Origin of the sequence: Thermomonas sp. (assembly GCF_029945965.1) — a bacterium.
In the GTDB taxonomy this organism is placed as follows: Bacteria; Pseudomonadota; Gammaproteobacteria; order Xanthomonadales; family Xanthomonadaceae; genus Thermomonas.
This window is the reverse complement of the sequence record NZ_JAQSDO010000006.1, coordinates 301,429-328,301: the sequence shown is the minus strand read 5'-3', so window position 1 is coordinate 328,301 and position 26,873 is coordinate 301,429. Positions and strand designations below refer to the sequence as shown.

General features: G+C 64.1%; 23 protein-coding genes. 9 read left to right on the top strand and 14 right to left on the bottom strand.

The window, feature by feature from the left end; translation table 11 throughout:
• Positions 1-30: 30 nt before the first annotated feature.
• The 3 genes from PSV05_RS02815 to PSV05_RS02805 form a co-directional block, all read right to left on the bottom strand.
• Positions 31-3,891 (bottom strand): YhdP family protein, encoded by a 3,861-nt coding sequence (locus PSV05_RS02815; protein ID WP_300061107.1) that lies wholly within the window; start codon positions 3,889-3,891, stop codon positions 31-33.
• Positions 3,892-3,990: 99 nt separating this feature from the next.
• Complete coding sequence (gene rng, locus PSV05_RS02810) at positions 3,991-5,499, bottom strand: ribonuclease G (protein ID WP_300061104.1); 1,509 nt, start codon at positions 5,497-5,499, stop codon at positions 3,991-3,993.
• Between the two features lie 10 nt (positions 5,500-5,509).
• A complete protein-coding gene (locus tag PSV05_RS02805) occupies positions 5,510-6,079 on the bottom strand; it encodes a Maf family protein (RefSeq protein WP_300061101.1) in 570 nt (189 codons plus the stop codon).
• Between the two features lie 170 nt (positions 6,080-6,249).
• Between PSV05_RS02805 and PSV05_RS02800 the strand changes: the two genes are divergently transcribed.
• A complete protein-coding gene (locus PSV05_RS02800) occupies positions 6,250-6,996 on the top strand; it encodes an SIMPL domain-containing protein (protein ID WP_300061097.1) in 747 nt (248 codons plus the stop codon).
• Between the two features lie 242 nt (positions 6,997-7,238).
• The gene (locus PSV05_RS02795) at positions 7,239-7,982 is read left to right on the top strand and encodes an energy transducer TonB (protein ID WP_300061094.1); all 744 of its coding nucleotides are present in this window, start codon (positions 7,239-7,241) and stop codon (positions 7,980-7,982) included.
• 142 nt (positions 7,983-8,124) lie between these two features.
• Here PSV05_RS02795 and PSV05_RS02790 read toward each other — a convergent pair whose 3' ends face one another.
• From PSV05_RS02790 to leuS, 8 genes are all read right to left on the bottom strand, one after another.
• The gene (locus PSV05_RS02790) at positions 8,125-8,502 is read right to left on the bottom strand and encodes a response regulator (protein ID WP_300061091.1); all 378 of its coding nucleotides are present in this window, start codon (positions 8,500-8,502) and stop codon (positions 8,125-8,127) included.
• Positions 8,499-12,134 carry a chemotaxis protein CheB gene (locus tag PSV05_RS02785; protein ID WP_300061088.1) on the bottom strand — a complete coding sequence of 1,212 codons (3,636 nt, stop codon included), beginning with the start codon at positions 12,132-12,134 and terminating at the stop codon, positions 8,499-8,501. The genes PSV05_RS02790 and PSV05_RS02785 overlap by 4 nt, the downstream gene beginning before the upstream one ends.
• Positions 12,135-12,335: 201 nt before the next feature.
• Entirely contained in the window at positions 12,336-12,806 is a 471-nt protein-coding gene (gene rlmH / locus PSV05_RS02780; protein ID WP_300061085.1) for a 23S rRNA (pseudouridine(1915)-N(3))-methyltransferase RlmH, read from the bottom strand.
• Between the two features lie 150 nt (positions 12,807-12,956).
• A complete protein-coding gene (gene rsfS, locus PSV05_RS02775; protein WP_300061083.1) occupies positions 12,957-13,352 on the bottom strand; it encodes a ribosome silencing factor in 396 nt (131 codons plus the stop codon).
• Positions 13,349-14,053 carry a nicotinate-nucleotide adenylyltransferase gene (gene nadD / locus PSV05_RS02770; RefSeq protein WP_300061080.1) on the bottom strand — a complete coding sequence of 235 codons (705 nt, stop codon included), beginning with the start codon at positions 14,051-14,053 and terminating at the stop codon, positions 13,349-13,351. Before nadD ends, rsfS begins: the two co-directional genes overlap by 4 nt.
• A 24-nt stretch (positions 14,054-14,077) precedes the next feature.
• A complete protein-coding gene (gene holA / locus PSV05_RS02765; protein WP_300061077.1) occupies positions 14,078-15,121 on the bottom strand; it encodes a DNA polymerase III subunit delta in 1,044 nt (347 codons plus the stop codon).
• Between the two features lie 79 nt (positions 15,122-15,200).
• Positions 15,201-15,716, bottom strand: coding sequence for an LPS assembly lipoprotein LptE (gene lptE, locus PSV05_RS02760; RefSeq protein WP_300061074.1), 516 nt, complete (start codon positions 15,714-15,716; stop codon positions 15,201-15,203).
• 79 nt (positions 15,717-15,795) lie between these two features.
• Complete coding sequence (gene leuS, locus PSV05_RS02755) at positions 15,796-18,534, bottom strand: leucine--tRNA ligase (RefSeq protein ID WP_300061072.1); 2,739 nt, start codon at positions 18,532-18,534, stop codon at positions 15,796-15,798.
• Between the two features lie 112 nt (positions 18,535-18,646).
• On the opposite strand from leuS, the gene PSV05_RS02750 reads away from it, so the two are divergent.
• Positions 18,647-19,978, top strand: a complete 1,332-nt coding sequence (locus tag PSV05_RS02750) for an amidohydrolase family protein (RefSeq protein WP_300061070.1) — start codon at positions 18,647-18,649, stop codon at positions 19,976-19,978.
• Complete coding sequence (locus tag PSV05_RS02745) at positions 19,975-20,226, top strand: SemiSWEET transporter (protein WP_300061067.1); 252 nt, start codon at positions 19,975-19,977, stop codon at positions 20,224-20,226. The genes PSV05_RS02750 and PSV05_RS02745 overlap by 4 nt, the downstream gene beginning before the upstream one ends.
• Here PSV05_RS02745 and PSV05_RS02740 read toward each other — a convergent pair.
• The 3 genes from PSV05_RS02740 to PSV05_RS02730 are packed head-to-tail and all read right to left on the bottom strand — an operon-like array spanning position 20,174 to position 21,503.
• Positions 20,174-20,824, bottom strand: coding sequence for a DUF998 domain-containing protein (locus PSV05_RS02740; RefSeq protein ID WP_300061064.1), 651 nt, complete (start codon positions 20,822-20,824; stop codon positions 20,174-20,176). The genes PSV05_RS02745 and PSV05_RS02740 overlap by 53 nt on opposite strands.
• Entirely contained in the window at positions 20,821-21,039 is a 219-nt protein-coding gene (locus PSV05_RS02735; protein WP_300061062.1) for a helix-turn-helix transcriptional regulator, read from the bottom strand. Before PSV05_RS02735 ends, PSV05_RS02740 begins: the two co-directional genes overlap by 4 nt.
• On the bottom strand, positions 21,036-21,503 hold the full coding sequence (locus PSV05_RS02730) for a hypothetical protein (RefSeq protein WP_300061060.1): 468 nt from the start codon (positions 21,501-21,503) through the stop codon (positions 21,036-21,038). The genes PSV05_RS02735 and PSV05_RS02730 overlap by 4 nt, the downstream gene beginning before the upstream one ends.
• A 192-nt stretch (positions 21,504-21,695) precedes the next feature.
• Between PSV05_RS02730 and PSV05_RS02725 the strand changes: the two genes are divergently transcribed.
• The 5 genes from PSV05_RS02725 (at position 21,696) to PSV05_RS02705 (ending at position 26,870) form a co-directional block, all read left to right on the top strand.
• Positions 21,696-22,571: a tetratricopeptide repeat protein gene (locus PSV05_RS02725; RefSeq protein ID WP_300061058.1), complete on the top strand. Its 876-nt coding sequence runs from the start codon at positions 21,696-21,698 to the stop codon at positions 22,569-22,571.
• Between the two features lie 6 nt (positions 22,572-22,577).
• Complete coding sequence (locus tag PSV05_RS02720) at positions 22,578-23,027, top strand: DUF4442 domain-containing protein (protein ID WP_300061055.1); 450 nt, start codon at positions 22,578-22,580, stop codon at positions 23,025-23,027.
• A gap of 59 nt (positions 23,028-23,086) precedes the next feature.
• Entirely contained in the window at positions 23,087-25,084 is a 1,998-nt protein-coding gene (locus PSV05_RS02715) for a bifunctional serine/threonine-protein kinase/formylglycine-generating enzyme family protein (RefSeq protein WP_300061052.1), read from the top strand.
• Positions 25,085-25,126: 42 nt separating this feature from the next.
• Positions 25,127-25,855, top strand: coding sequence for a DUF502 domain-containing protein (locus PSV05_RS02710; protein ID WP_300061049.1), 729 nt, complete (start codon positions 25,127-25,129; stop codon positions 25,853-25,855).
• Positions 25,856-25,973: 118 nt separating this feature from the next.
• On the top strand, positions 25,974-26,870 hold the full coding sequence (locus tag PSV05_RS02705; protein ID WP_300061046.1) for an ABC transporter ATP-binding protein: 897 nt from the start codon (positions 25,974-25,976) through the stop codon (positions 26,868-26,870).
• Positions 26,871-26,873 lie beyond the last annotated feature (3 nt).

The following is a 26,873-nucleotide window of genomic DNA, read 5'->3' as shown; positions in this document are numbered from 1 at the left end:
GGGGAAGAGATGGTGCCGATGCCGCAGCGATCAACCCGTCGGGTCGACGGCTACAGGTCCTGCTGGCGCCGGCTTGGCTGGTGCTGCTGGTGCTGATTTGGCTGGCGCCGGCGCTGGTTTTGGCGTGGCGCCTCGCGCGGTCACCTCAACCGTCGGCGATGCCCACGGCCCGGTCACCCGATACGTCTTCGCGCCCAGGCCCTGCAGCGGCTTGCTCAGCACCGCATTGGCCACCGCACCCACCGCGGCACCGACCGGCCCGCCGGCAAGCGCACCGACTGCGGTCAGCAGACCGCCGGACTTCGGAAACACGTCCACCGTCTGGTCGAAGCGCTGCGTGCGCAAGTCGGCGCTACCGTACACGTGGATGTTGGCGGCTGGCCCTTTGATCGTCAGGTTGTCGGTGCGAGCGCTGCCCTGGGCCAGGCGCACGTCGCCGGTGATGTGGTCGAAGGCAAAGCCCTTTTCGAAGAAATCGCGGAAATCGAGCGTCAGTCGACGCGGCAGTTGGGCTATACCAAGCAGGCCCAGCACGCGGCCAGCACCCGGTTCCAGTTCCAGCAACCGGCCGTCACGCACATCCAGCGAGATGCTCGCCTGCATAAACTTCGGATCGAATGCCTCCGGGCCACCGCGCCAGTTGGCCTGCGCGCCGAGCTTGCCCTTGCCTCCATCAACCTGTCCAGCCAGGCCAAATCCCGCCAGCAAGTCGCCGATGTCGTCGCTGTCTACATCCAGCTTCAGTTGGGTGCGCGCTGCATCGTTGCGCCCGGTCCAGCTTCCGCTTGCACTTATCCGCTGTTTCGGACTGCGCGCGCTGAACTCACCCATGTGCATGCCGGACGCGACCGGCATGCTGCGGAAGCGTGCATTGCCCAATGCAGCGTCGCCGATCCGGAAGTCAGTCACGTCGAACAACAATGGCGGGATCTTGGCGGGATCGAATGAAAGCGCAGTGCTGCCAGCCGCCACCGTTGTAACTCGCGCGCCGGTCGCAGGTGGCTTCGGCGGCTTGCGCCAGTACAGGCGGTCGAAACGACCCGCCACCAGCGCCCCCTCCTGCTGTGGCACCAGTAGCGAACCGGCAATGCCGGCGCCCTGCACCTGCACCGCCGTGCCGGTGGGCGCCGGCACCATCAACAGGCGGGTATCGGCGAAATCAGCGCCAAGCAGCCGCAGCTGGTTCGCATTCACATCGATGCGCCTGAACGGCAACGATCCACCCGAACCACCGCCTGCGAACACGCCGATCCAGTCCAGCGCATCCACGCGATCGGCACGCCCACCCACGACCAAACCCTGTGCCGGCGGTGCTTCCGCAATACCGCCGAACTGAATACGGATGCCGGTCTGCTTGGCATCGCTGCGACTGCGCAGCGACAGCAGGTTGCCGAGCGCCACGTTCACCTCGCCACGCTCCAATGGCAATGCCATGTCGATCGTGGCTAGCAGCGGCTCCGCAGCCGGCTTGCGGACCGGTTCGGGCAGATTGATCGCGGTGCCGACCAGGTTCGAGCGCAATTGCAGCCTGGTTGGCGCCGACTGGCCTTCGCCGCGCGGAATAGCCAGCGCCACTGTCCATGGCGAGCGCCCATCCACATAGGGCTTCAACCAGGCCAGGTTGCCAGCCTTGTCGAGCAGGTGATCGATGTCGACGCTGGCCTGCAGCTCGGCCTCGAATGCCTGCTTCGGATCTTGCACATGCGGGCCGGAACGCAGCGAAAGCACGCCCGCGGCACCGTCATGCAGCACCTGCAGCTTGTCGGCGATGAAGCCACCGCGGTCGTATTGCGCCTGCCCGTTCACCTTGTCGAAGGCAAGCTTCCAGCGCTTCTCGCGCATGCTTACGTCCGCCAGGATCACGTTGCCCTGCATCTGCTGCGCGGCGGCATCTTCCTCGTGGAATGGCAGCAGCAAGTGGAAATCGGCACGCGCAGGACCCGTCACCTGCAGGTTGTCCATCACCTCGCCATGATCCTTGTGCAGCGGGCTGGCACGCAGCATCGAAAGGAACTGCCCGGCATCGCCTGCCGCCTTCGCATCCACGCGCAATTCCGCGCGACTGAAACGCTGGATACCGGCGCTGAGCGATTCGATCTTCACCCCATCGAGGCTCCCGCGCCCGTCGAGGGTGAACCCATCGGCCTCGAACCGGATGTCCGCGTCGACATGTTCGGCGGCGGGCCAATCCGGATGGAACTTCAACTGGCCATCGACGATCCGCGCATCGACACGGAACTTGCCCGCGCCGGCGTGTCCGTCTTCGCTATTGAACGGCCAGTCGTCCAGGTCGCCGGCCAACACCGCATGGGTGTCGCGCAAGGTTCCCCCCTGCAACGCCGCATTCAACCAGTCCACGGTCGACTTCGCCATCAGGTGGTGCACCCAGAACCCGCGCGCCACCTGCAGTTGCACATCACCGATGTCCACCGCCAGGTCGATCCGCGGCCGCGTGCCGTCGTTCGGGAAGCCCATGCCGCCGCGTGCGTTCACGCTGAACTGCTTGCCGTCGATCGCCAGCCCGGGCGTCTGCACGTTCCAGGCATCGCCCTCGCGCCATGCCACCACGTCGCCATCCAGGGTCATGGGGTGCGGCACGCCAAAACCGGCGGGCCAATCGAAGACCACCTGGGCCCGGGGATCGAATTGCAGCTGCAAGGCATGGGCATCGCCCTGCAGGCTGGCATCGATGCCAGCCATGCCGGGCGTGGTGCCGACCGCTGCGAAATGCAGGCCACGCAGACGCGCATCCACATGCAACCCACCACCACGCACGCCGCTGACCGTGACGCTTTCCAACGACACGCCGGCCTTTGATGCCAGCAACCAGTGGCGCAGTCCCGACGGCAGGCGATCACTCAAGGCTGCCAACGCCAGCAACGGCCCCGCATCGACCCTGCTTGCGCGCAGGCCGTAACGCTGGCCACCAGCCACTGAGATTCCGTCGAGCACCTGCACGGCCTTGCCTTCGCCGATGCGCAACGCCGATGCGTCTGCGCGCCACTGGGCAATGCTGCCAGCCCAGCGCGCATCAATCTCGAGTGCACCCAGCACCTGCGTGGGCGGCGGCTCCCCGGCATTCGCCACAGCCCCGCGCAATGCGACCTGCTTCAATGCGGCATCGGCATGCACGCTGACCACCCGATGCCCACTCAGTCCGGCCCATGCCTGCACGCGGCCACGCCCGGACACCGCGGAGATGCCCGCGATGTGCAAGTCATCGGCAAGTTCAGCCAAGTCGGCGGCACTCGTGCCTGCATACACGTCGCCATCGCCATTGATCCGATCGAAGTCCACCGCGGCGCTGAACGGCGTGCCGTCCAGGCGCAGCCAGGCCTTGGCACCACCACGGATGCGCGGACCATCCACGCGCATGCGCAGGTCGATCCTCGGCAAACGCATGTCCACGCCCAGTTCCGGCGCCAGCACACGCAATCGCGCATGCGAGACCTGCAGTTCGCCCAGTCGTTCCAGGGTGGCGAAAGGATCACCGCCACTGTCCTGTTGCCCTGGCAATCCGCGCACCTGCCAGCGACCGGCCGCGTCGCGTTGCAAGATCAGGTCCAGTCCGCGCACGCGCAGTTCGGTGAGCGAACGCCCCGGCAACAGGCCGGTATATTGAGCCACCAGGATTTCCGCATCGCCGATGCGCAGCACTTCCTTGCCTTGGCCTACACGCAGGTTGTCCAGGCGCAACAACGGGCCACGCCGGGTCCACTGCGTCTCGACCGCATCAAACGCGACCGGAGCATGAGCACGCGCGCTCAGCCATTCGGCAATTTTTTCTGGATGACGTTCAGCCAGTGGCAGCACCTGGCTTGCCACCCCAATCACCAGCGCAAGCAGCACCAGCAGCAGTGCAGCGCCATAACCGATGCTGCGACGAAGCATGCGCAGTCGCCGCCGAATTGGTGTGCCGGTCACGAAAACCTGTGCGCGTAGCGCGTGAGCGTCAGCGCGCGATCACGTCCGCGCAGTAGCGCGTATGGATCACAGCAGCACGACATCGAACTGCTCCTGCATGTATTGCGTATCCGCCTGGAAGCGGATCGACTTGCCCAGGAATTCCTCCAGTTCGGCTACCGCGCTGGACTCTTCCTCGGTGATCCGCGTGACGAGTTTCGGCGATGCGATCACCAGCAGCCGCGGTGCATCGAACTGGCGCACCGCACGCACGATTTCGCGGAAGATTTCATAGGTTACGGTTTCCGCGGTCTTGACCGTGCCGCGCCCGCTGCATTCATGGCAGGTCTCGCTGAGCTGGCGCTCCAGCGACTCCACCGTGCGCTTGCGGGTCATCTCCACCAGGCCGAGCGGCGAGAAGTCGTACACCGTGGTCTTGGCGTGATCCTTGGCCAGCGATTTTTCCAGCGTGCGCAGCACCTGTCGGCGATGTTCGGCATCGATCATGTCGATAAAATCAATAATGATGATCCCGCCCAGGTTGCGCAGACGCAGCTGGCGCGCCACCGACTGCGCGGCTTCTAGATTCGTGCGGTAGACGGTTTCCTCAAGGTTGCGCTGGCCCAGGAATGAACCCGTGTTGACATCGACCGTGGTCATCGCCTCGGTCTGGTCGATCACCAGGGTGCCACCGGATTTCAGCGGGACTTCCTTGTTCAGCGCACGCTGGATTTCATCCTCGACCCCGTACAGGTCGAATACCGGGCGCGCGCCGGTGTAGTGCTCGATCTTCTCGGCCAGCGCCGGCATGTATTGCGCGGCGAACTCGCGCAGGCGCTCGCAGGTCTCGCGCGAGTCGACCTTGACCTTGTCCACGTCGCGGCGGATCAGGTCGCGCACCGCGCGCAGTGGCAAGCTGAGGTCTTCGTACACGCAACTGCCGACCATTGCGCTCGCCGAGGATTTCTCGACCAGCTCCCATGCGCGCCCGAGATAGGCGATGTCCTCGGCCAGCGCTTCCTCGGACTGGCCCTCGGCATTGGTGCGCACGATGTAGCCGTATTTCAAGACACCGGGTACGGCACCATCCGGCGCCAGTTTGGCTACCAGCGCCTTCAGGCGGGCACGCTCTTCCTCATCCTCGATCCGCGCCGAAATCCCGACCACCCGCGAGCGCGGTAACAGCACCAGGTAGCGCGAGGGGATGCTGATCTGCGTGGTCAGCCGCGCGCCCTTGCTGCTGATCGGATCCTTGACTACCTGCACCACGATCTCGGCACCATCACGCAGCAATTCAGTGATCGGCACTTGTACCTGCAACGGCATCGCACCCGGCGCATCGTCGCTTTCACCGGCATCAAGCTGCGTGCTGCGAAAAATGTCGTTGGCGTGCAGGAACGCGCCACGCTCCAGGCCGATGTCGACGAAGGCCGCCTGCATCCCGGGCATCACCCGCTGCACCTTGCCCTTGTAGATGTTGCCGACCACGCCGCGCTGGCTGCCGCGCTCGATGTGCAGTTCCTGCAACATGCCGTTCTCGACCACTGCCACGCGGGTTTCGCGCGGGGTCACGTTGACCAGTAACTCTTCACTCATGACGATGCGCTCACGCGAGCAATCCGAACTGGCGCAGCAACGCTGCCGTTTCGAACAACGGCAGGCCCATGACTCCGGAATAGCTTCCCGACAGGTGCGAAATATGCGCCTGCGCGCGGCCCTGGATCGCATACCCGCCGGCCTTGCCCTGCCACTCATCAGATGCAAGGTAGCTGTCGATGTCAACATCGGACATTGCGCCGAAAGTGACTTGCGAGACCGATACCGCCTGCGCCTCGCGCGCTGCCGAAACCACCGAGACAGCGGTGATCACCTCATGGGTGCGCCCGCACAAACGGCGCAACATCGATGCGGCATCCTCGGCATTGGTGGGCTTTCCGAAAACGACGCCGTCCAGGATCACTTCGGTATCGGCACCCAACACCACTGCACCCGGCACCGCGACCACCTGCAGCAGGCCGGCGCCGGCCTTTTCACGGGCAACCCGGCGCACGTATTCGGCGGCAGGCTCATCAGTGCCCTGCTGTTCGGGAATGTCTAGATCGATCACGCCGAAATCCAGGCCCAGTCGGGCCAGCAATTCAGCGCGCCGTGGCGAGCGGGAAGCAAGATGCAACATGCCGGAAGTCTAACCTGCGGCCAGTCACAAGCCTGCTGGCCCAAGCCTATAACCCCATTCCGGCTCACCATGCGTTCACCCATTCACTCACCCATGCAGCGATGCTTCATCGTGCCCTGACGTTGCATGCAGCATCCTCTGCATTGCTATACACCCCAAGGAGTTACCCCATGCCCCTGCGCCATTCGAACCTGGCCATGATCCTGGCCACTGCACTCGCTTTCGGAGTGCCCATGATCTCATCCGCCAACCCGCAGTCTTCCCCTGCATACGCCATGCCGGCCGACGGCACGTTGCTGTCGGTATCCGCCAGCGCCGATGCCAAGCGCGTCCCGGATGTCGCCAACATCTCCACCGGCGTAGTCACCCAAGCCTTAGACGCCAACGCGGCGATGCGTGCCAACGCGGTGCAAATGGACAAGGTGATGGCTGCGATTCGCGCTGCTGGTATTGCCGAGCGCGATATCCAGACCAGCGGCATCAACCTCAACCCGCAATACAAATATGTCGAAAACGCGCCGCCCACGATCACCGGCTACCAGGCCAGCAACACGGTCAACGTCAAGGTGCGAGATCTTTCCAAACTGGGCAAGGTGTTGGATACCCTGGTCGCCCAGGGCGCAAACCAGGTCAACGGCCCCAGTTTCGAGGTCGACAAGCCAGACGAGGCCTACGACGAGGCACGCGTCGGTGCATTGAAGAAGGCACAGGCGCGTGCGCAGACCTATGCCGATGCGCTGGGCCTGAAGGTGAAAAGGATCGTGAGCATCAGCGAAGGTGGCGCCAGCTTCCCGCGGCCAATGCCGTTGGCCCGGGCGATGGCCGCGGACGCTGTGATGAGCAAGGAAACCTCGGTTGCACCCGGCGAAACCACGCTGTCGGTGAACCTGGACGTGGTGTTCGAATTGGGGCGCTGAACCCCGCATCGCCATGCCGATCAAACGCCCGCAGTTGCGGGCGTTTTTTTCGAACACCTGCCCCACCATCCGTCAGCTGCTATCGACCAGCTGTCGCCGATGACTTGCCGTACCCATGCGCCTGGAACAAGTTTGAGTCATGCACCGCTCCGGCCAGCCCCACCACGATTAACCCCACTACCTGCGCCCGGCCGTTGCATGGATTGTGTCCTTCAACACCGCACCCTGACAGGAGGTTGACCATGGCCCGCTCAACGTCACAACCACGCCCGCACGCACTCGCCCAAGCACTGCCCCGCTCCGCCGGCTTCGCCCTGCTGCGGCCTGCCTCCAGGTCCGAGCTGGATGCCACGCGCATCCTGACCATCAGCGGCACCCTTGCCATCAACCTGATCGCCATGGGCCTGCTGCTGATGCCGCTGGCGATGCCGCCGCCGGCAATCCCGGTGGATGCACCAAACCACAATCCGATTGTCAGGGAACTTCCGAAAGAAAAACCGGTGTTCGTGCAAATCGCCGAAAAGCAAAAAATCCCGACACCGCCTACCCCACAAACCCAGCAGCAGAGTGTCGCGCCTCCTCATAGTGACACCACTACCAGTGTCGCCGTGATCTCCGAAACCGGCAGCGAACAGGCATTCGAAACCGGGATCGCCGAAGACACCAGCCCAACCACTGACTTGGGCACGACGGTGTCGACCGCGCCAACTGCAATTCAGCTGGAATACCTGTCCGCACCCGCCCCGAAATATCCGCGTGGCGCGCTGATGCGGCAGATCGAAGGCACTGTGTTGCTGCAGGTGCTGGTCGGCATCGATGGCCGCCCTCTCGATGTGACCGTGTCGCGATCCAGTGGCAACCGCGAACTGGACGAGGCGGCGCGCAGCCAGATCCTCAAGCGCTGGAGTTTCCGGCCTGCGATGAAGAACGGTCAGGCGGTGCAGGCAATCGGCCTGGTACCGGTCGCCTTCAACCTGAGGCGTTGAAGCAACGCGCTCGAAGGCAATGCCCGTGTCGTGTCGTGCCAGAAGGCACGACACAGGAGCGAGAGAATCATGATGGTCGCGCTGGCCTCGCTAGCTGGGGCCAAGCGCTTGTGGCGGGGCAACAGGCCGGTGCCAGCCTGGATCAATCCGCAGCGGGCCTATCCGCAAGCATCACCTGCAACGTGCTGAGAATGCTTTCCACGCCGTAGGGCTTCTGCAGGATGACACTGTCACCGTATGCGTCGGGGATGCCATCGCGGCCATAACCGGACGTGAACACAAACGGTACGCCGCGCTCACGCAACACATCGGCCAGCGGAAACACCTGCACCCCAGCCAGGTTGATGTCCAGGATCGCAGCATCGATCCTGCCTTTCCCATCCAAATCGGATTGCACCACGATTTCCAGCGCGTTGGGCAGGCGCGCGGCTTTCAGCACGCGATAGCCGGCGTCATCGAGGATGTCCTCCAGCATCATCGCCAGGTTCATTTCATCCTCGACCATCAGGATCGTGATCATGTCGCGTCCTGCTTTGTGGACAGCGGTACGTCGATACGACACACCACGCCTCCGGGTTCGAATGCCAGCGTGGCGTAGCCATCAAGTTCCATGGTCAGGCCGTCGGTGATCAGGCGCGAGCCGAAGCCGGTGTGCTTGGGGGGGACCACCGGCGGGCCGTCGTATTCGCGCCAGCGCAGGTGCAGTCGCAGGCCATCGTCGGTCGGTTGCGTGCCCCAATCCACGGCGACGCGGCCCGCGGACACCGACAGCGCGCCGTACTTGCCGGCATTGGTAGCCAACTCATGCACCGCCATCGCCAGCGCCAACGCGGTATTGGGCTCGAGTTGCAGGTCATCGCCGGCGATGTCAGCACGGCTATGGCCGTCATGGTCATAAGGCGCCAGCTCGCTGGCGACGATTTCGCGCAGGCCGACGCCGTGCCATTGATCCACGGCCAGCAGATTGTGGGTGTTGGACAGCGCCATCAGCCGCGACATGAACGCCAATTTGAAATCGTCCAGGGTCTGCGCGCTGGACAGGGTCTGCAGCGCGATCGCCTGCACATTGGCCAGGCTGTTCTTGACCCGGTGGTTGAGCTCCCGGAGCATCAGTTCCATGTGAACGGCGGCGCGTTTGGACTCGGTGACGTCGCGGGCAATGGTCGAGCCGGCAACCACGCGGCCGGCCGCATCCCGGACCGGCGAGCAGGTCAGCGCAACCGGCACCGTGGCGCCGTCCTGGCGCTGCCAGTCCAGTTCCGTTTCCACCGGGCGCCCCTGGTCGCGCGCGGTCTCGAGCAACGCCCGCACTGCGCCATCGCCGTCGCCTTCGACGGACAACCCGGACAGGGATCGGCCCAGGACCTGTTCTGCGGAATAGCCCAGCAGCCGCTCGGCGCCGGCATTCCAGCTGTGGATGCTGCCGTCCAGGTCGTGGCCGATGATCGCGTCCCTGGATGAGTCGATGATCGCGGCGAGCCGGCCGCGCGCGAGCTCATGCTGCCTGCGCTCGGTGACGTCGACGAAGGTCAGCACCACGCCGTCTATGCGGTTGTCGACGGTGCGGTAGGGGGTCATCCGCAACACATAACTCTTGCCGGTTTCCGGGCTGTCGAGTTCGCGTTCACACACGGCCAATGTGCGCAGCACCTGTTTCACGTCCTGCGCCAGGTCCGGATACGACAGGCGTGCCTTGATCTCGGTGATCGGCCGGCCACGGTCGCTCTCGCGCAGGTGGAACAAATCGGTCGTAGGCGGGGTGAAGCTGTTGACGCGCAGCCCGGTGTCCAGGAACAGGGTCGCGATCTGGGTGCTGTCCATCAGGTTGTGCAGATCGTCGTTGGCGTGCCGCAATGCCTCGTTCTTGTTGTGCACCTCGGCGTTGACGGTCTGCAACTCCTCGTTGATCGACTGCATCTCTTCCTTGGAGGTTTCAAGTTCCTCGTTGGAGGACTGCAGCTCCTCATTGACCGACTGGTACTCCTCGTTGGCGGACTTCGTCTCCTCGTTGAGGGATTCGAGCTGGTCGATCGCGGCGTGCAGCTGCTCGCGGGTGGTCGACAGCTCCTGCTCCAGGGTCTGGATGCGCTCGTTGTCGGCATCCGCGGCGGCGGCATCGGACGCTCCGGCGGCATTTGCGGACCTGGGCCGCCGGTCGATGTCGTCGAAGGCGAGCGCGCACAGGCGACTGGTCCCGTCGTCGTCGAACGTCTGCGCATCCGGCAGCGGCTCGGCGATCAGGCGCAGCGTCTGCGGCTTGCCGTTGATATCCACCCTCAGGCCAGCGCGCACGACCGTCTTGCCGCTGGCAAACGCTTCCTGCACCGCGACTCGCGCGGCCGCACGCAGGTCCTTGTGCAGCATGCCGAACAGGTTGAGGGTGGCGGCACCCGACGCCGGTCCCAGATAGCGACCGGTGTCGCCGGCAAAGCGCACGATGTCGTGGTTGCGGTCGATCACCACGTAGGCCGGCGCGTATTTTTCCAGCGCCTGGCGGGCGCTGCGGGTAATCGGGTCCTCGCCGCCGGTACGCGCCGGCGGCGCCTGGGCGCGCCAGGTAGCGGTGCTGCCGCTGCGCTGCGGCGGCAGCACCGGTGCGGCGCCGGAGGCATCGTCGCGTCGCGCATACAGCCGGTGCTTCTTGTCCACGACGTGGAACAGTTCAGCATTGCGCGCCAAGCCTTCGGACGGCCCCAGCAGCAGGAAACCGCCGGGCTTCAACGCGTACCGGAAGGTCCGCACCAGCCGGTCCTGCAGTTCCGGATTCATGTAGATCAGCAGGTTGCGGCACGACACGAGGTCCAGCCGAGAGAACGGCGGATCCTTGGCCACGCTGTGCGGCGAAAACACGATCATGTCGCGCAGCGGTTTGATCACGCACAGCTCGTCGCCGTTCTGGGTGAACCAGCGTTCCTGCCGCTCTTGCGACAGGCCCGGCTGCGGTGTGCGATAGCGGCCGGCGCGGGCAGCGCCCATCGCCCGCTGGTCGATGTCGGTGGCGAAGATCTGCACCTTGGGCGGTGCACGCTGGCTTTCCAGTGCCTCGCGCAGCAGGATCGCGATCGAGTACGCCTCCTCGCCGGTGGCGCAGGCCGGCACCCAGACGCGGATGGTGTCGGCGGCGCCCTTGCCGGCGAGCATTTTCGGGATCACCTCGTTCTGCAGCGTCTCGAAGGCCTGTGGGTCGCGGAAGAACTCGGTAACGCTGATCAGCAATTCGTGGAACAGATGCTCGGCCTCGCGCGGCTCCTGTCGCAAGTGCTCGATGTACTCGGCGACGGTGGCGGTCTGCAACACCTGCATCCGGCGCTGGATGCGGCGCACCAGGGTCTTTTCCTTGTACTGGCTGAAGTCGTGGCCGACCTCGGCCAGCAGCAGGCCGGTGATCGTGCGCAGGTGTCCGGTCACATCCTGGCGGGTGCCATCCGGGCCCTTGTTGTCCTGCGCGGCCAGCAGATGCCGGTAGTGGGCCAGCAGGCGCGCGGGCATGTCCTCGACCGGCAGCACTTCGTCGACCAGGCCGGTGGCCGCCGCGCTGGCCGGCATGCCGGCCATGGCGACATGGTCGGAGCCGGCCTGGGCCAGGGTCAGGCCACCGTGCTCCTTGATCGCGCGCAGGCCACGGGCGCCATCGCTGCCACTGCCCGAGAGCACCACGCAGACCGCGCAATCGCCCTGGTCCTCGGCCAGCGATGTGAAAAACGTGTCGATCGGAAATCGATGCTGCCTGGGCGGCGCCGGCTTGCTCACCTGCAGCACGCCGTCGGCGATGGTCAGGGTGGCGTTGGGCGGGATCACGTACACGTGCCCCGGCTCGACCTGCACGCCGTCGGTGGCGTCGACCACCGGCATCGTGGTGCTGCGCCCGATCAGTTCGCCCAGCAGGCTGGTGTGCTCCGGCGCCAGGTGCTGGACCAGCACAAAGGCCATCTCGCTGTCGACGGGCATATGGCTGAAGAAGGTCTTGAACGCCTCCAGCCCGCCGGCGGACGCGCCGATGCCGACGATCAGCCGTGGCGGCGACGATGATTGCGATTTCGAAGCGTGCGGTGCTGAAGCAGTGGATGCAGCGGAGGTCGACACGGCAGCTGTCGTTGCCGTGGATTTCGGCGCGGGAACAACCGGCGCCTGCCTGGATTTTTCCGTGCTCATGTTTCCCCCGAATGCATCGCCGCGCTGCTCCATGTCGGCTTGACGATCACGCAAACACCACGGGCGTCTGCGTCAATCGCATCCAGCCCGCGAAGATGCATGCCAGACGAGTGTATAGGCGAAGTCAAACGTGGCCTTCACGCAGGTGCACGAGCGCAAGATGGTCTTGCGTGCCGTGCACGGGGAAGTGCCGCGCCGCCGTTACCCGCGGTGATAGGGATGCTTGGCCAGTAGTGCAGCGGCCCGATACACCTGTTCGGCCAGCACCAAGCGCACCAGCATGTGTGGCAACGTCAGCGGACCCAGTGACCAGGTTTCGTCCGCACGCTGGATGACCTCGGGCGCATGCCCTTCCGGTCCGCCAATCAGGAACGCCAGGTCGCGACCCTGTTGCCGCCAATGCTCGAGACGGCGCGACAGATGTTCGGAATCATAGGGTTTGCCGCGCCCATCCAGCGCGACCACATACGCGTTCTTCGGCAACGCGGCCAGCACCCGTTCACCTTCGTCGCTGGTCGCACGCACGGTATCGCGACCCTTGCCACGCAGGCCCGGTTCAACTTCAACCAATTCCAATGGCAGCCAGTGCGACAGGCGTTTCTGGTATTCGGCGAAGCCCTCAGCCACCCAAGCCGGCGCGCGTTCACCCACCGCGATCAGGCGCGCCTTCATTGGCCGCGCAGAAAATCTAATTGAACCTGTTCAATAATCGTCGCGAGCGATGGCAGTTTGTCGTCGCCCGCAGCGCAGGAGCCGGAATGTACATATAGGCACATGAGGATTCCGAGCAGCGGACGGCGGCAAAATGCCGAGCGCAGCAGGTTATTCGCCGTATTCGGGCGGCTGGTCGCCAACCGTCCACAGTCGCTCCAGCGCATAGAACTCGCGCACACGCGGCAGCATCACATGGACAATCACGTCGCCAAGGTCGACCAGCACCCATTCGGCCTCGCGCTCGCCTTCCACGCCCAGCGGCATGACATCGAGCCTCTTGGCGAAGCGGACTACTTCATCGGCGATCGACTTGACGTGCCGGCTGGATGTGCCGGAGACCACCACCATGTAATCGCAGACGCTGCTCTTGCGGCGCACATCGATTTCAGTGATGTCCTTTCCCTTCAATTCCTCTACCGCGGCATGGACGGTCTTGAGCAGCGTTTCCACTGATGGCGGTGGATTGGGCAGGCTGGTCTTGATGACGTGCGCGGTGGTGGTCAAGGGCGGTCGCTCGTGGAGGATGCGGATATTATACCGGCGGCTGGCTGATACAGCCCGTGATGTACGATATAGGCCGCCACCGCGGGCGGGACCCAGTCCTGCCAGGGCTCGCCATCGCGGATTCGGCGGCGCAGTTCGGTCGAGGATTCCGGCCGCAGTGCCGGCATCGGTACGCACGCGAAACCGCCGTGCGGCGCATCGGCCAATTGCCCTGGATCGCGCCAGCGCGGCGCGATCTCGGCAAACACCTCGGGTGCTTGCAACCTCAGCGCATCGGCATCGACGGCAGCACCAGGGCGATCCACGACCAGGATATGCGCCAGTTCAAACAGTTCGCGCCAGCGATGCCAGCTGGCCAGCTGCAACAACGAGTCGGCGCCGATCAGCCAGGCGATGGGCACATCGTTGCCGTGCTCATTCCGCAGTTCGGCCAGTGTGTCTACGGTCCAGGACGGACCTTCACGGCCAAGTTCGCGGCGATCCACGCACAAGCCAGGTTCACCGTTGACGGCGAGATCCAGCATTTCGGCACGTTGCAGGGCATCTGCACGGGTCGGGCCCTTGTGCGGCGGATCGTGCGCTGGCAGCAAGGCGAACTGCGCCGACAGCGCGTCGCGCACCGTGCGCGCAACCGCTAGATGGCCGTTATGCACCGGGTCAAACGTGCCGCCGTAACAAACCCGCATCGTCGAATCTGTCATGACAACGCGCTCATGAAAGCGCGCTCACGATGCCAGCAAAGCCAGCGCACTCTTGTCGGCGACGGCGAGCAGTACGCGTTCCAGCTGCAGCCACGCATCCGCGGATTCCTCGCCGAGCCGCACGCGGCCCTTGGCGATGCGGTCCACCGCACCGACATCGGCCACGAACTGCTGCCAGCGTTCCGGCGAATGCCGCTTCAGCGCGCGCATGTACATCGCCTGCTTGGAGTCCCACACCCGCTGCGCCTTGAACTCCGCCGCCAGGTTGCGCGCACGCGACAGCGCGGCGAGGGTCATCAATTCCTTCGCGACCATGCCCAGCAGCGCCGGCACGGCTTCGCCTTCGGCGCGCAGGCCGGCGAGCATCCGCGATACCTGCACGGGGTGTCCGTTCAACGCGGCATCGACCAGACGGAACACATCGAAACGGGCCGAATCGGACACCAATGCGTCCATTGCCTGCACGTCCAGCGTCTGCTCGCCACCCGACGCGGCCAACAATGCCAGCTTGTCGATTTCCTGCGCGGCGGCGAGCAGGTTGCCCTCCACTCGCTGCGCCAACCGTGCCACTGCATCCGGCGTGGCTTTGAGCGCACGACTGCGCAGGCGGCGCTCGACCCATCCATTGAGTTCGTGCGGCTTGATCGGCCAGGCGATGCAGCTGTGGCCGACGCGGCCAATCGCCTCGCTCCATTTGCCGGAATGCGAGCGCGACCAGTCGTTGGCGATCACCAGTAGCACCACGTCCGCCGGCAGCTCCGCGCAGATTTCGCAGATCATCTTGCTGCCAGCAACGCCCGGCTTGCCGGTCGGCAGGCGCACTTCGACCAGGCGTCGGTTGGCGAACAGGCTCGGTGCATGGATCGAAGCCGAGAGCCCGTCCCAATCGGGATCGCGACCTTCCATGTCGTGCACTTCGCGCTCGTCAATGCCTTGTGCGCGTGCTGCCTTGCGGATCTCATCCGCGGCCTCAAGGACCAACAGGTTTTCGGTTCCTGCGACCAGCCATGCCGGCCGCAATGGCTCGGCTGCAAGCTGCCTTGCAAGCCGGTCCGGTGTCAGTTCCATGGGGTCACCACAAAAGTGGGGTCAGAGTCGAGTTTCGGACGAAACTCGACTCTGACCCCACTTTTCGCACGGGCCATGCTCACTCGGACACGGGTGCCGCATGCTTGGTGGCGGCATCCACGCGACGCAGGATTGCGGTGGCCATGTCGCGGCGCAGTTCACGCACCAGCAGTTCGCGCTCGCTGGTCTTGCCGATGGAGTCCAGTGCCGGCGCCAGGTAGTCGCGCGACAGTTCGACCGCCTGCTGGGGCACCACCACGCTGTCGTCGCCACGGCGCAGGGTGAATACCACCGCGTAGCGCAACGAGAATTCCTGCGCGCGACCGAACTGGTCCTGGCTGATTGGGGTGTCCGCCCATTGCTCTGAAATCACCTGCAAGGTCGCCACACCAGTGGTCGCATCCGCAGGCGCAGCCTGGGCACCGGCGCGCTGCAGGCCATCGGCCAGATTTTCGGCGAGTGCGCTGTATTGCTCGCTCGCCAGCACCCGTACCGGTCCGAGATTGGCAGGCAGGCTGAGTGCATTGCGCAAGTGGAAACCGCAGCCGGACAACAGGGCGGTGGCGAGGATAGCGGTCAGGAGTCGTGACTTCATGCCCGAAGTCTGACCGGAAACGCGGCCGGAGTGAAGTTTCGCGAATCCGTGTTCTCACGAATGCCCACGCGAAACCAGCTCAAGCCGCCACGATATTGACGATCTTGCCCGGCACCACGATCACCTTGCGCACCGTCAGACCCTCCAGCATCCGCTGGATCGCAGGCTCCGCCAGCGCCGCTGCTTCGGCGGCCTCGCGGCTGGCGTCAGGCGCCATTTCAATCGTGGCGCGCAGCTTGCCATTGACCTGTACCGCCAGGGTCACCGCATCGCGTTCCAGCGCGGACAGGTCGGCCTGCGGGAACGGGACATCTTCCAGCAACGCCTCCGCATGGCCGAGCACCTGCCACAGCGCATGACTGACATGCGGGGTGATCGGGTTGAGCAGCAGCACGATGGCCTCGAACGCCTCGTGGCGCACCGCGCGGCCCTGCTCGCTCATGTCGCTGAATTTGCCGAGGTGGTTCAGCAGTTCCATCAACGCTGCGATGGCGGTGTTGAAGCTGTGACGGCGGCCGTAGTCGTCGCCGACCTTGCGGATCGCCTCGTGGGTATGCCGGCGCATTGTCTTTTGCGTGGCATCCAGTGCCGACGGATCGACTTCTGGATGATCCGGCTGCGCGGCGTGCGCATGGATATCACGCCACAAACGGCGCAAGAAGCGCGACATGCCCTCGACGCCAGCTTCGTTCCATTCCAGCGACTGTTCCGGCGGTGCGGCGAACATCGAGAACAGGCGCACGGTGTCGGCGCCATACTTGTCGACCATGGCTTGTGGATCGACGCCGTTGTTCTTCGATTTCGACATCTTCTCGGTGCCGCCGATCTGCACCGGTTTGCCATCAATCAGCGAGAGTGCGCCGATGGTGCGCATGCGCTCGTCGTGTTCGAGTTCGACATCGGCCGGGTTGATCCATTCCTTGGCGCCGTTTGCGTCTTCGCGAAAGAAGGTGTCGGCAATCACCATGCCTTGCGTGAGCAGGCGCGTGGCTGGCTCGTCGCTGCGCACCAGCCCCGCGTCGCGCAGGAGCTTGTGATAAAAGCGGAAATACATCAGGTGCAGGATCGCGTGTTCGATGCCGCCGATGTACTGGTCCACCGGCAGCCAGTAATTGGCGCGGTCATCGACCATGTCCGTTGCGCCCGGGCTGGTGTAGCGCGCGTAGTACCAGCTCGACTCCATGAAGGTGTCGAAAGTGTCGGTCTCGCGTTCGGCCGGCTTGCCGCAAGAAGGGCACGTCGTCTTGCGCCATTCGGGATCGGCCTTGATCGGCGAATGCACGTCGCCACTGGCGAACGCATCGGCCACGTCTTCGGGCAATATCACCGGCAACTGGTCTTCCGGCACCGGCACCGCACCGCAGTCGTCGCAATGGATCACCGGGATCGGGCAACCCCAATAGCGCTGGCGGCTCACGCCCCAGTCGCGCAGGCGGAAATTGACCCGGCGCTGGCCGGCGCCTTCGGCTTCCAGCTTCGATGCAATTGCTTCGAACGCCTGATCGAAGTCCATGCCGTTGCAGTCGCCGGAATTGATCAGCCAGCCGCGCTCGGTCTGCGCACCCTCTTGCTCGATGCGGCCGAGGTATTCGCGTACCACCGCGACCGCAGCGTCGATTTCGACGACATCGATCGGCCCATGCTCGCCGAGCGCGACCGCCATCGGGTCGTCGTGCTCAGCAACATGCGAATTGATTTCCTCCAGAGCATCGCGGGTAGTGGCGTCCACGATCACCGGATGCACCGGCAGGCCATAGGTTTTGGCGAATTCCCAATCGCGCTGGTCGTGCGCGGGCACCGCCATCACTGCTCCTGTGCCGTAGCCCATCAGCACGAAGTTGGCGACGTAGATCGGCACGTCATCGCCGGTGATCGGGTGGATCGCCCACAGCCCGGTCGCCATGCCGCGCTTTTCCTGGGTCTCGAGTTCGGCTTCGGACACGCCGCCGCGCTTGAGGTCGATCAGGAACGCGGCCAGCTCGGGATTGCCTTCGGCCGCCTTCAGCGCCAGCGGATGTTCACCCGCAATGCTGATGAAGGTGACACCCATCAACGTATCCGGGCGGGTGGTGAACACACTCAGTGGTGCATCCTGGCCATCGACCTTGAACTGGATGTCCAGGCCTTCGCTGCGCCCGATCCAGTTGCGCTGCATGGTCTTGACCGAATCCGGCCAGCCGGGCAGCGTGTCCAGGTCGTCCAGCAATTGTTGCGCGTAGCCCGTAATGCGCAGGAACCACTGCGGGATCTCGCGCTTCTCGACCAGCGCGCCGGTGCGCCAGCCGCGGCCGTCGATCACCTGCTCGTTGGCAAGCACGGTCTGGTCGACCGGATCCCAGTTCACCACGCTGTTCTTGCGATACGCCACGCCTTTCTTCAGCAAGCGCACGAACATGCGCTGCTCATTGACATAGTAATCCGGCCGGCAGGTCGCGAATTCGCGGCTCCAGTCAATCGCGTAGCCCATGGTCTTCAGTTGGACACGCATGTGTTCGATGTTGGCGTAGGTCCAGGTCGCCGGCGCCGTGCGGTTCTTGATCGCGGCGTTCTCGGCGGGCAGGCCGAAGGCGTCCCAGCCCATCGGCTGCAGCACGTTGTGGCCGGTCATCCGCTTGTACCGGCTGATCACGTCGCCAATCGTGTAATTGCGCACATGGCCCACGTGCAGCGCACCGCTCGGATACGGCAGCATCGACAGGCAATAGAACTTGGGTTTGCTGCTGTCCTCGGTCACCTCGAACGCACGGGTGGTGGACCAGAACGACTGAGCGGCGGATTCGACGGTGCGTGGATCGTAGGCGGCGGCTTCGGTGGACACGGCAAACGGCGCTAGGCGCCCCGTCAAGGCAAGGCCGGACAGCCTACCGCAGCGCAACATCAGCCGCCATCGAGGCCGTTATGATGCCCCCACTCTCAGGGGGAAATTTTCGATGAACCGACTCAGCACCGCCGTATTACTGGCGCTTGCCTGCACCTCATCCCAAGCTGCCGACAACGCCACGGCCAATTCCGCGCCAGCGCTGCGCGTGGTGCATTGCGGCCATCTGTTCGATGCCGGCAGCGGACGCATGCTGGGCGAAACCAGCATTATCGTGCGTGGCGAGCGCATCGAATCGGTGCAGCCAGGCTCAATCGCGCTGCCTGCCGGGGCAACCGGCATCGAGCTTGGCAGCGCCACTTGCCTGCCCGGCCTGATCGACAGCCATACCCACCTGACCTTCGAAACCAGCCCCACGGGTTTTTCCGACCAGTTCCGCTGGAACGTGGCCGACTACGCGATCCGTTCCACTGTGTATGCCAGCCGCACCCTGCAGGCTGGCTTCACCACCGTGCGCAACCTCGGTGACGGCGATGGCGAATCGATCTCGCTGCGCAACGCGATCAATGTCGGCGTTATTTCCGGTCCGCGCATCTTCACAGCCGGCACCGCCATTGGTTCTACCGGTGGCCATGCCGACGGCAGCGATGGCTACCGCAAGGACCTGCAGGGCGACCCCGGCCCGAAGCAAGGCATCATCAACGGGCCGGAAGACGCCTGGAAGGCGGTTCGCCAGCATTACAAAGACGGCGCCGACGCGATCAAGATCATGCCGTCGGGCGGCGTGCTGGATGAAAGCGCCAGCGCTGACAACCCGCAAATGACGCTTGAAGAAATCAAGGCGGTGGTCGCCGCCGCGCACGATTACGGCTTCACCGTGGCCGCGCACGCACATGGCGCCGAGGGCATCCGTCGCGCGGTGGAAGGCGGTGTGGATTCGATCGAGCACGGCACCTTCATGGACGATGCCGACATGCAGTTGATGAAGGCGCGCGGCACCTGGTACGTGCCGACGATCATTGCCGGCAAGTATGTCGAAGAAAAAGCGAAAATCCCGGGCTATTACCCGTCGCAGATCGCCGCGAAGGCACTGAAGGTGGGGCCGATCATCCAGGGCACCGCCGGCAGGGCCTATCGGGCAGGGGTGAAGATCGCTTTTGGCACGGACGCGGCGGTGTACCCGCATGGCGAGAACGCACGCGAATTCAAGTACATGGTCGATGCCGGCATGCCACCCGCATATGCCCTGCAAGCCGCTACGACGCATGCAGCCGAGTTGCTGAAAAAGTCGAAGGACCTGGGCAGCATTGATGCGGGCAAGTACGCCGACATCATCGCAGTCAACGGCGATCCGCTGGCCGACATCACGATCATGCAGAAGGTCGGCTTCGTGATGAAGGCCGGCACGGTCTACCGCCAGGACGGCCACGCGGTGGGTGAATGAACCTGGAGTGGCTGGGCGTGGTGGCCGCGACCTGCACCACGCTCTCGTTCGTGCCGCAGGCGGTAAAGACCATCCAGACCCGCGACACCAGCGGCATCTCGTTGTGGATGTACCTGGTTTTCACCATCGGCATCGGCTTCTGGTTCGGCTATGGGCTCTACCTGCACTCATGGCCGATGATCGTGTCGAATGCGATCACCTTCCTGTTGTCGGCGACGATCCTTGGACTGAAGGTGAAACACGGCTGAGCCTGCTCGCAGCAAACACCCACCAGCCAAACCACAAGGCATACGCCAACCGCTGTGCAACGCCCACCCACAGCTCGACCGGTGCGAATACTGCGATGATCGGTACGAGTACTGCGGCCGCAAGAGAAACCAGGGCGAATGTCGCGCCACGCCGCGCACCCAGCGCCAGCAGCAGCGCACCGGGCACGAAGGCGATCCACCACAGCATCCACGCCAGCGCATGCAATCGACTCATGGTCGCGTCCATGTCGGCCGGGTCCAGCGACATCACGCCCTGCATTGCGAACGCGAATGCCGACAATTGCACCAGCACGATGCCGATCCTGGCCAGCCACCCGGCATCCGGCAGTCCGCGACGCAGCCCCTGCCCCGCCACTGCCAGCAACACACCCGGCACCACGAACAGCAGCAGGTTGAACGCCATCGCGTAAGGCAAGCCGGTCGCACCGCGCAGACCGACCGGATGCATCAGATGCGAATACTCGGGCAGGCCAATGTTCGCCAGCAACAGCCCGACTACGAACGAGGCAACTGCAAGCCACGGCAGCATGGTTAGCGCGTTTTCCTTGCCCCGGATCAATTCGGAAGGCGTGTTCATTGGGGGCTGCTCCACTGGAAGACGTCTTCGATGCGCACGCCGAGCGCGTCGGCGATGCGGAATGCCAGTTCCAGCGATGGTGCGTACTTGCCGGCTTCCAGCGCGATGATGGTCTGTCGGGTCACGCTGCAGGCATCAGCCAACACCTGTTGGGTCATCTCGCCGCGTTCGAAGCGCAGGCGCCGGATCTGGTTGGTGACGGGCGTGCCGCTCATTGCGCCAATCGATCCCGACGATATGCCATGGCGGCCGCAAAGTGGCCGGCGATGTTGGCACCTACGACGCCCAGCAAGACCAAGGATGGCAATGCGTAAGCGTGCGCCGGGATAACGCTCCGAGTCGCATCCATGCTCAAGATCAAAGCCAGCGCCACGAACCAGCAGGAAGCGAAGCGCCGGAAAACGCGTTCCGAACGCGCCAGGATTGCAGCGTCGCGCTCGTCTTCCATCACTTCGTTGTGGCGCTGCTCGTCTGACGCTAAACGCCTGCGAAACCAGTACGAGAGCACAAGCGAAAACGCTACCGCATAAAACGACCACGGGCTCGGCCTCACAAGTGAGCCTACGCATAGCATCAGTGCCATTCCGGAAAATGCGATTGCCATACTCGATGCGAAACGTTCCCCAAAGCCTGCAACTGGCGGCTCCATTCCAGTCTTCCGGATGTCTTCTGGATGCATCATCGTTGTCCTAGGGAAAAGTGAGGCCATCAAAGAGCGCGTGAGGGCAAAGCTCTTGCCATGTAACCTCTGGCGGACTAAATGTAATGTTTAATTTACATTTGAATTTTGCTATGTCAAGTATTTTTTACATTGCCTTGTTATCGTCACGGCCATCGCCATTTCCAAGACATCCCATACATGCAGCTGCCCATGACCGACGCCCCCACGCCCCACGTCTTCCACGCCACCGCCGCGACCTTCGAGGACACGGTAATCAGCACCTCGCTGGAAACCCCGATCCTGATCAATTTCTGGGCAGCCGGGTTCGAGCAGTGCGAGACCCTTGGCCCGCTGCTGGAAAGGCTGGCTGCCGACTACAACGGCGCCTTCCTTTTAGCCAAGGTCGACGTGGCGCAGGAGCAGGAGTTGGCCTCGGCATTCCAGATCCAGTCCGTGCCCACGGTCATTCTGGTCAAGGGCGGGCAACTGGTCGATGGCTTCCCGGGTGCATTGCCGGAAGGCCAGTTGAAGGAATTCCTCACCCATCACGGCATCGAACCCGCACCGCCGATGGTCGAGGAAGAGATCGTCGAAGTCGAAGCACCGCCCGTCGATCCACACACCGAGGTGATGCGCCTGCGCAAGGCGATCGAAGCCCAACCGGACACAGCCGAACTCAAGCTCGACCTGGCGCTGGTACTGCTGCAGACCGGCGCCACCGGCGAGGCCGAACAGTTGCTTGACGGCCTGCCCGCCAACCTGGCCACGGACGACCGCACGATCAAGGCGCACGCGCGGCTCGGGTTTGCTGCATTGCTGAAGGACGCGCCGCCCGCGGAAGTGCTGGAAGCCGCGATCAACGCTGATCCGACCGACCTGCGTGCGCGCCACTTGCTGGGTGTTCGCCGGTTGGTGTCAGGCGATGCCGAGGCCGGGCTGATCCAGTTCATCGAGATGCTGCAGCGCGACCGTGCTTATGCAAATGGACTGGCCCGCAAGACCCTGATCGATGCCTTCCGCGTGCTTGAAGACGAGGACCTGATCAGCCGCTACCGGCGCAAGATGTCGTCGCTGCTGCTGGCTTGACCGCTGGTGAGGGCCAACACCATTCGCCACGGCATGAACCTGTGGCCACCGTTCCTGTTCAGCGGCATCCATATCACCCACATCAGCAACGACTGGCGCCATGTCCGCGTCGAGCTGCGCAAGCGCCCTTGGAACGGGAATTACGTCGGCACCCACTTCGGCGGCAGTCTGTTCGCGATGACCGATCCGTTCCGGATGATCCCGATCCTGCACTGCCTGGGGCCGGATTACATCGTATGGGACAAGGCGGGCGAGATCGAATTCGTGAAGCCCGGGCGCGGCACCGTTCACGCGTGTTTCGACCTGGACAACGTGGTGCTGGATGAATTGCGTGCAGCGACCGCAGGTGGCGAGAAAATCCTGCGCTGGTTCGATGCCGATGTGCTCGATGCGCAGGGCGAGGTAGTGGCGCGCACCCGCAAGCAGCTGTACGTGAGGCGAAAACCGGGACGCTGATCGTTCCATCACGCTTAACTCCGGACTATGCTCGGGGCAGCAGATGAACCGGGGTATTCGTGTCCAATCGCACTCTCGACACCGATCGGCCGCAGGTCGATGGCTACCGTATCGTCAAGGTCATCGGCCATGGCGGCATGTCCACCGTGTACCTGGCCGACCAGACATCGCTGGGGCGCAAGGTCGCGCTCAAGGTCATGTTGCCGGAAGCATTGGCCGATGAAGTCAGCCGTGGCCGTTTCGAAAACGAAGCCGGCACGATTGCCCGAATGCAGCATCCGAACATCGTCGGCATCCATGAAGTCGGTCGCACCAGCGAAGGCCTGCCCTTCTATTCGATGCCCTACCTGTCGCACGGCCACCTGGCGCAGCGCGACCTGCGCGGCGACCAGCCACGCGTCGCCGAGATCCTGCGCGTGTTGTTGCAGGCGCTGGACTACGCACACGTGCGAGGTGTGGTGCATCGTGACGTCAAGGCCGAGAACGTGCTGTTCGACGACAACGAGCGCCCGCAACTGGCGGACTTCGGCATCGCCCTGCGGCGCGGCAGCAACCCGCGCCTGACCTCAACGGGGCTTGCCGTGGGCAGTACCGCCTACATGCCACCGGAACAGGCGCGCGGCGCCACTGTTGATCGCCGCGCTGACCTCTACAGCCTGGGCGTACTGACCTGGGAAATGCTCACTGGCAGCCTGCCCTATAACGCCGGCGATGCGCTGTCGATGGCGATGATGCACGTGCAAAATCCCGTCCCGCGCCTGCCGGCATCGCTGAAGCATTGGCAGGGACTGATCGACAAGAGCATGGCGAAGAACCCTGATGACCGCTACGCCAGCGCACAGGACATGCTGGAAGCGCTTGAGCAGATCAAGGTGCGCGCCGGCAAGCATTTCGGCATCGTCGAAGTTCCACAACCCGCGACCGATGGCGGCAACAGCATGCGTCGCGGCATCGGCTGGAAACCTGTTGCATTGGCCACGGCCGTACTGGTTGGCGTCGTTGTGTTGGCATTCGGCCTGCCGCGTCTACTGAGCCAAGGCAGCGACGCCCTGCCTGGGCAACCTGAAACCACGGGCATCGATGCAAGCACGTCGGGCGGCTTGCCCGTGCCGAGCGCCAAGGCAGGCGAAGGCGTGCTGGGCGGGATCAACCCGACCACGACCGCCGGCATGAGCGCCTATCTCGCCAATGCCGAGCAGCAATTGCGTGATGGCCAGTTGTTGGCACCGACCAATGGCAATGCCTGGGATAGCCTGGATGCCGCGCGCCGGGTGAATCCGACCGACCTGCAGATGCTGATGCTGAGCGCGCACCTGTTCGATGCCCTGGGCAATGCCAGTGAACAGGCGTTGAGCAATGGCGATGCTTCCGGCGCACGCCAAGCGTTCGACCGCGCACGCGAACTGGACGCCCGCCGTGGCGGCGACGGCAGCGCCATCGTCTTGCTGCGCAAGCGGCTGGAGGTCGCGTTGACGTCACGGCTGGCTGTGCTCATCGCGAAGCCTGATCGAAGTAGCGCCGAAGCATTGCTGGCCAATGCACGATGGGTTGGCCTGGACCCGGCGCGCAGCCAGGCGCTGCAGGCCAGATTGGCGCGCCTGCCCGTGAATGCAACAACCGGCACTTCCGCAGCAAACGGCACTTCCGCACCCCCGCCTCCAGTTGAAATACTCACCGTCAGTCGCACGGAATATTCCCGCTTCGCCAACGAGACCGCGCGTGCAGCCGCGGATTGCGGCCGCACTGGCTTCTTGGGCACCACACGTCGCAGTTGGAAAGTACCGGGTGACAAGCAGGCCGACAGCGCGCCAGTGGTCTGCGTCTCAGCGGACGATGCAAATGCCTATGCCCGCTGGCTGAGTGCCCACGAGAAACGACGCTACCGCCTGCCCAGTGTCGGCGAAGCCAGGTCGCAGGCAACGTCGCCAGTGTCCGGCTGGCTGACCTTGTGCGCTGACAACAACTGCAGCAAGCGCGTGGTCAGCGGCAAGCCCAAACCCCTGGATGCCGACCGCGGTTACAACGATGTCGGCATTCGGTTGGTCCGCGAAGGCTGATCCAGGATTCTGATCGAGGCGCATCCGCCCTACAATGCGCCAATGTCCACACCCGCCTCATCCCCCGCCCCCGACCCGCTGTCCTCGCGCCTGCAACGACTGTTCATCACTGGCCTGCTGACCCTGCTGCCACTGTGGCTGACCTGGGTGGTGGTGAAGTTCCTGTTCGTGATGCTGAGCGACCTCAGCCGGCCTGTGGTCGAACCGGTATTGCAAGGTATGGCCGCCTTGAATCCTGCGGCGCTGGAATGGTTGGACGATTCGTGGGTGTTGGGTGCGATTGCAATGATCGCCACGGTGTTGTCCATCCTGCTGGTCGGCTGGCTGACCCGACACGTGGTGGGCCAGCGCCTGCTGCGCTGGTTCGAGGCAATGGTCGCCCGGATTCCACTGGCCAGCACGATCTATGGCAGCGCGCGCAAGCTGCTCGACATCCTGCAGACGAAACCTGATGGCGCCCAGCGCGTGGTGCTGATCGATTTCCCGCATCCAGAGATGAAGACGCTTGGTTTCGTCACCCGGGTGATGCGCGAGATCGGTACCGGTCGGGAGCTCGCCGCGGTCTACGTGCCGACCACGCCCAACCCGACCTCGGGCTATCTCGAAATCGTGCCGGTCGAGAAAATGACGCCGACCGACTGGACGGTGGATCAGGCGATGAGCTTCATCATCAGCGGCGGCGCGGTGGCGCCCAGCACGATCCCCTTCAGCCCGCCAACACCACGCTCGACTCCGACCCAGGCAACGACCCCGCCAGCGACGGCTGATTGATAACGCAAGCAAACGAAAGGCCGGCGATGCCATCGAACATGGCCACGGCATGACTTGTGGCGGGATCGCGGACGCACGGCAGCGTTTAGGATGCCTACTTGCTTCCGGGGAATCATCCATGCTCAAGATCCGCGACCTGTCCAAGACCTATGCCAACGGCGTGCAGGCGCTCAAGGGCATCACGCTGGATATCCCGACCGGCATGTTCGGCCTGCTCGGCCCCAACGGCGCCGGCAAGTCCACGCTGATGCGGACCCTTGCCACGCTGCAGGATGCCGACGGCGGCAGCGTGCATCTCGGGGATCTCGACGTGCTGACGGACAAGGTCGAAGCACGGCGGCGGCTGGGTTATCTGCCGCAAGAGTTTGGTGTCTATCCGAAGGTCACGGCCGAAGCAATGCTCGACCATTTCGCGATCCTCAAGGGCGTGGTCGAGCGCAAGCCGCGCAAGGCACTGGTCGAAGCGCTGCTCAACCAGGTCAACCTGTGGCAGGTTCGCAACCGCAAGCTGGGCACGTTTTCCGGCGGCATGCGCCAGCGTTTCGGCATCGCGCAGGCGTTGATCGGGCAGCCGGACCTGCTGATCGTCGATGAACCCACCGCCGGTCTTGATCCTGAAGAGCGCAACCGTTTCCTCAACTTGCTGGCCGAAGTCGGCGAGCAGGTGGTGGTGATCCTGTCCACCCACATCGTCGAGGACGTGACCGACCTGTGCCCGCGGATGGCCATCATTGCCCAAGGCCAGCTGCGGCTAAGCGGCGAGCCGATCGAAACGATTCGTTCTCTCGAAGGCCGGGTCTGGCAGAAGACCGTGTCCAAAGAATCGCTGCCCAAACACATCGCCGCGCATACGGTGCTGTCCACGCGCCTGGTCGGTGGACGTTCGGTAATCCACGTGCTGGATGACGCCAATCCAGGTGACGGCTTCAGCGCCGTGGCACCGGACCTGGAGGACGTTTACTTCGGCGAGTTGCGACACGCCGCAGCCGACTCCTCACGCGCGCAGGCGGTCTGAGCC

What these genes read in the sequence shown, in the direction of transcription:
- PSV05_RS02745 (WP_300061067.1), top strand. Translation starts at nt 19,975, where the DNA reads ATGAACCTGGAGTGGCTGGGCGTGGTGGCCGCGACCTGCACCACGCTC.
- PSV05_RS02795 (WP_300061094.1), top strand. Translation starts at nt 7,239, where the DNA reads ATGGCCCGCTCAACGTCACAACCACGCCCGCACGCACTCGCCCAAGCA.
- PSV05_RS02740 (WP_300061064.1), bottom strand. Translation starts at nt 20,824, where the DNA reads ATGAACACGCCTTCCGAATTGATCCGGGGCAAGGAAAACGCGCTAACC.
- PSV05_RS02735 (WP_300061062.1), bottom strand. Translation starts at nt 21,039, where the DNA reads ATGAGCGGCACGCCCGTCACCAACCAGATCCGGCGCCTGCGCTTCGAA.
- rng (WP_300061104.1), bottom strand. Translation starts at nt 5,499, where the DNA reads ATGAGTGAAGAGTTACTGGTCAACGTGACCCCGCGCGAAACCCGCGTG.
- PSV05_RS02790 (WP_300061091.1), bottom strand. Translation starts at nt 8,502, where the DNA reads ATGATCACGATCCTGATGGTCGAGGATGAAATGAACCTGGCGATGATG.
- holA (WP_300061077.1), bottom strand. Translation starts at nt 15,121, where the DNA reads ATGGAACTGACACCGGACCGGCTTGCAAGGCAGCTTGCAGCCGAGCCA.
- PSV05_RS02710 (WP_300061049.1), top strand. Translation starts at nt 25,127, where the DNA reads ATGTCCACACCCGCCTCATCCCCCGCCCCCGACCCGCTGTCCTCGCGC.
- PSV05_RS02725 (WP_300061058.1), top strand. Translation starts at nt 21,696, where the DNA reads ATGACCGACGCCCCCACGCCCCACGTCTTCCACGCCACCGCCGCGACC.
- PSV05_RS02705 (WP_300061046.1), top strand. Translation starts at nt 25,974, where the DNA reads ATGCTCAAGATCCGCGACCTGTCCAAGACCTATGCCAACGGCGTGCAG.
- lptE (WP_300061074.1), bottom strand. Translation starts at nt 15,716, where the DNA reads ATGAAGTCACGACTCCTGACCGCTATCCTCGCCACCGCCCTGTTGTCC.
- rlmH (WP_300061085.1), bottom strand. Translation starts at nt 12,806, where the DNA reads ATGAAGGCGCGCCTGATCGCGGTGGGTGAACGCGCGCCGGCTTGGGTG.
- PSV05_RS02800 (WP_300061097.1), top strand. Translation starts at nt 6,250, where the DNA reads ATGCCCCTGCGCCATTCGAACCTGGCCATGATCCTGGCCACTGCACTC.
- PSV05_RS02785 (WP_300061088.1), bottom strand. Translation starts at nt 12,134, where the DNA reads ATGAGCACGGAAAAATCCAGGCAGGCGCCGGTTGTTCCCGCGCCGAAA.
- nadD (WP_300061080.1), bottom strand. Translation starts at nt 14,053, where the DNA reads ATGACAGATTCGACGATGCGGGTTTGTTACGGCGGCACGTTTGACCCG.
- PSV05_RS02750 (WP_300061070.1), top strand. Translation starts at nt 18,647, where the DNA reads ATGAACCGACTCAGCACCGCCGTATTACTGGCGCTTGCCTGCACCTCA.
- PSV05_RS02805 (WP_300061101.1), bottom strand. Translation starts at nt 6,079, where the DNA reads ATGTTGCATCTTGCTTCCCGCTCGCCACGGCGCGCTGAATTGCTGGCC.
- PSV05_RS02815 (WP_300061107.1), bottom strand. Translation starts at nt 3,891, where the DNA reads ATGCTTCGTCGCAGCATCGGTTATGGCGCTGCACTGCTGCTGGTGCTG.
- PSV05_RS02730 (WP_300061060.1), bottom strand. Translation starts at nt 21,503, where the DNA reads ATGCATCCAGAAGACATCCGGAAGACTGGAATGGAGCCGCCAGTTGCA.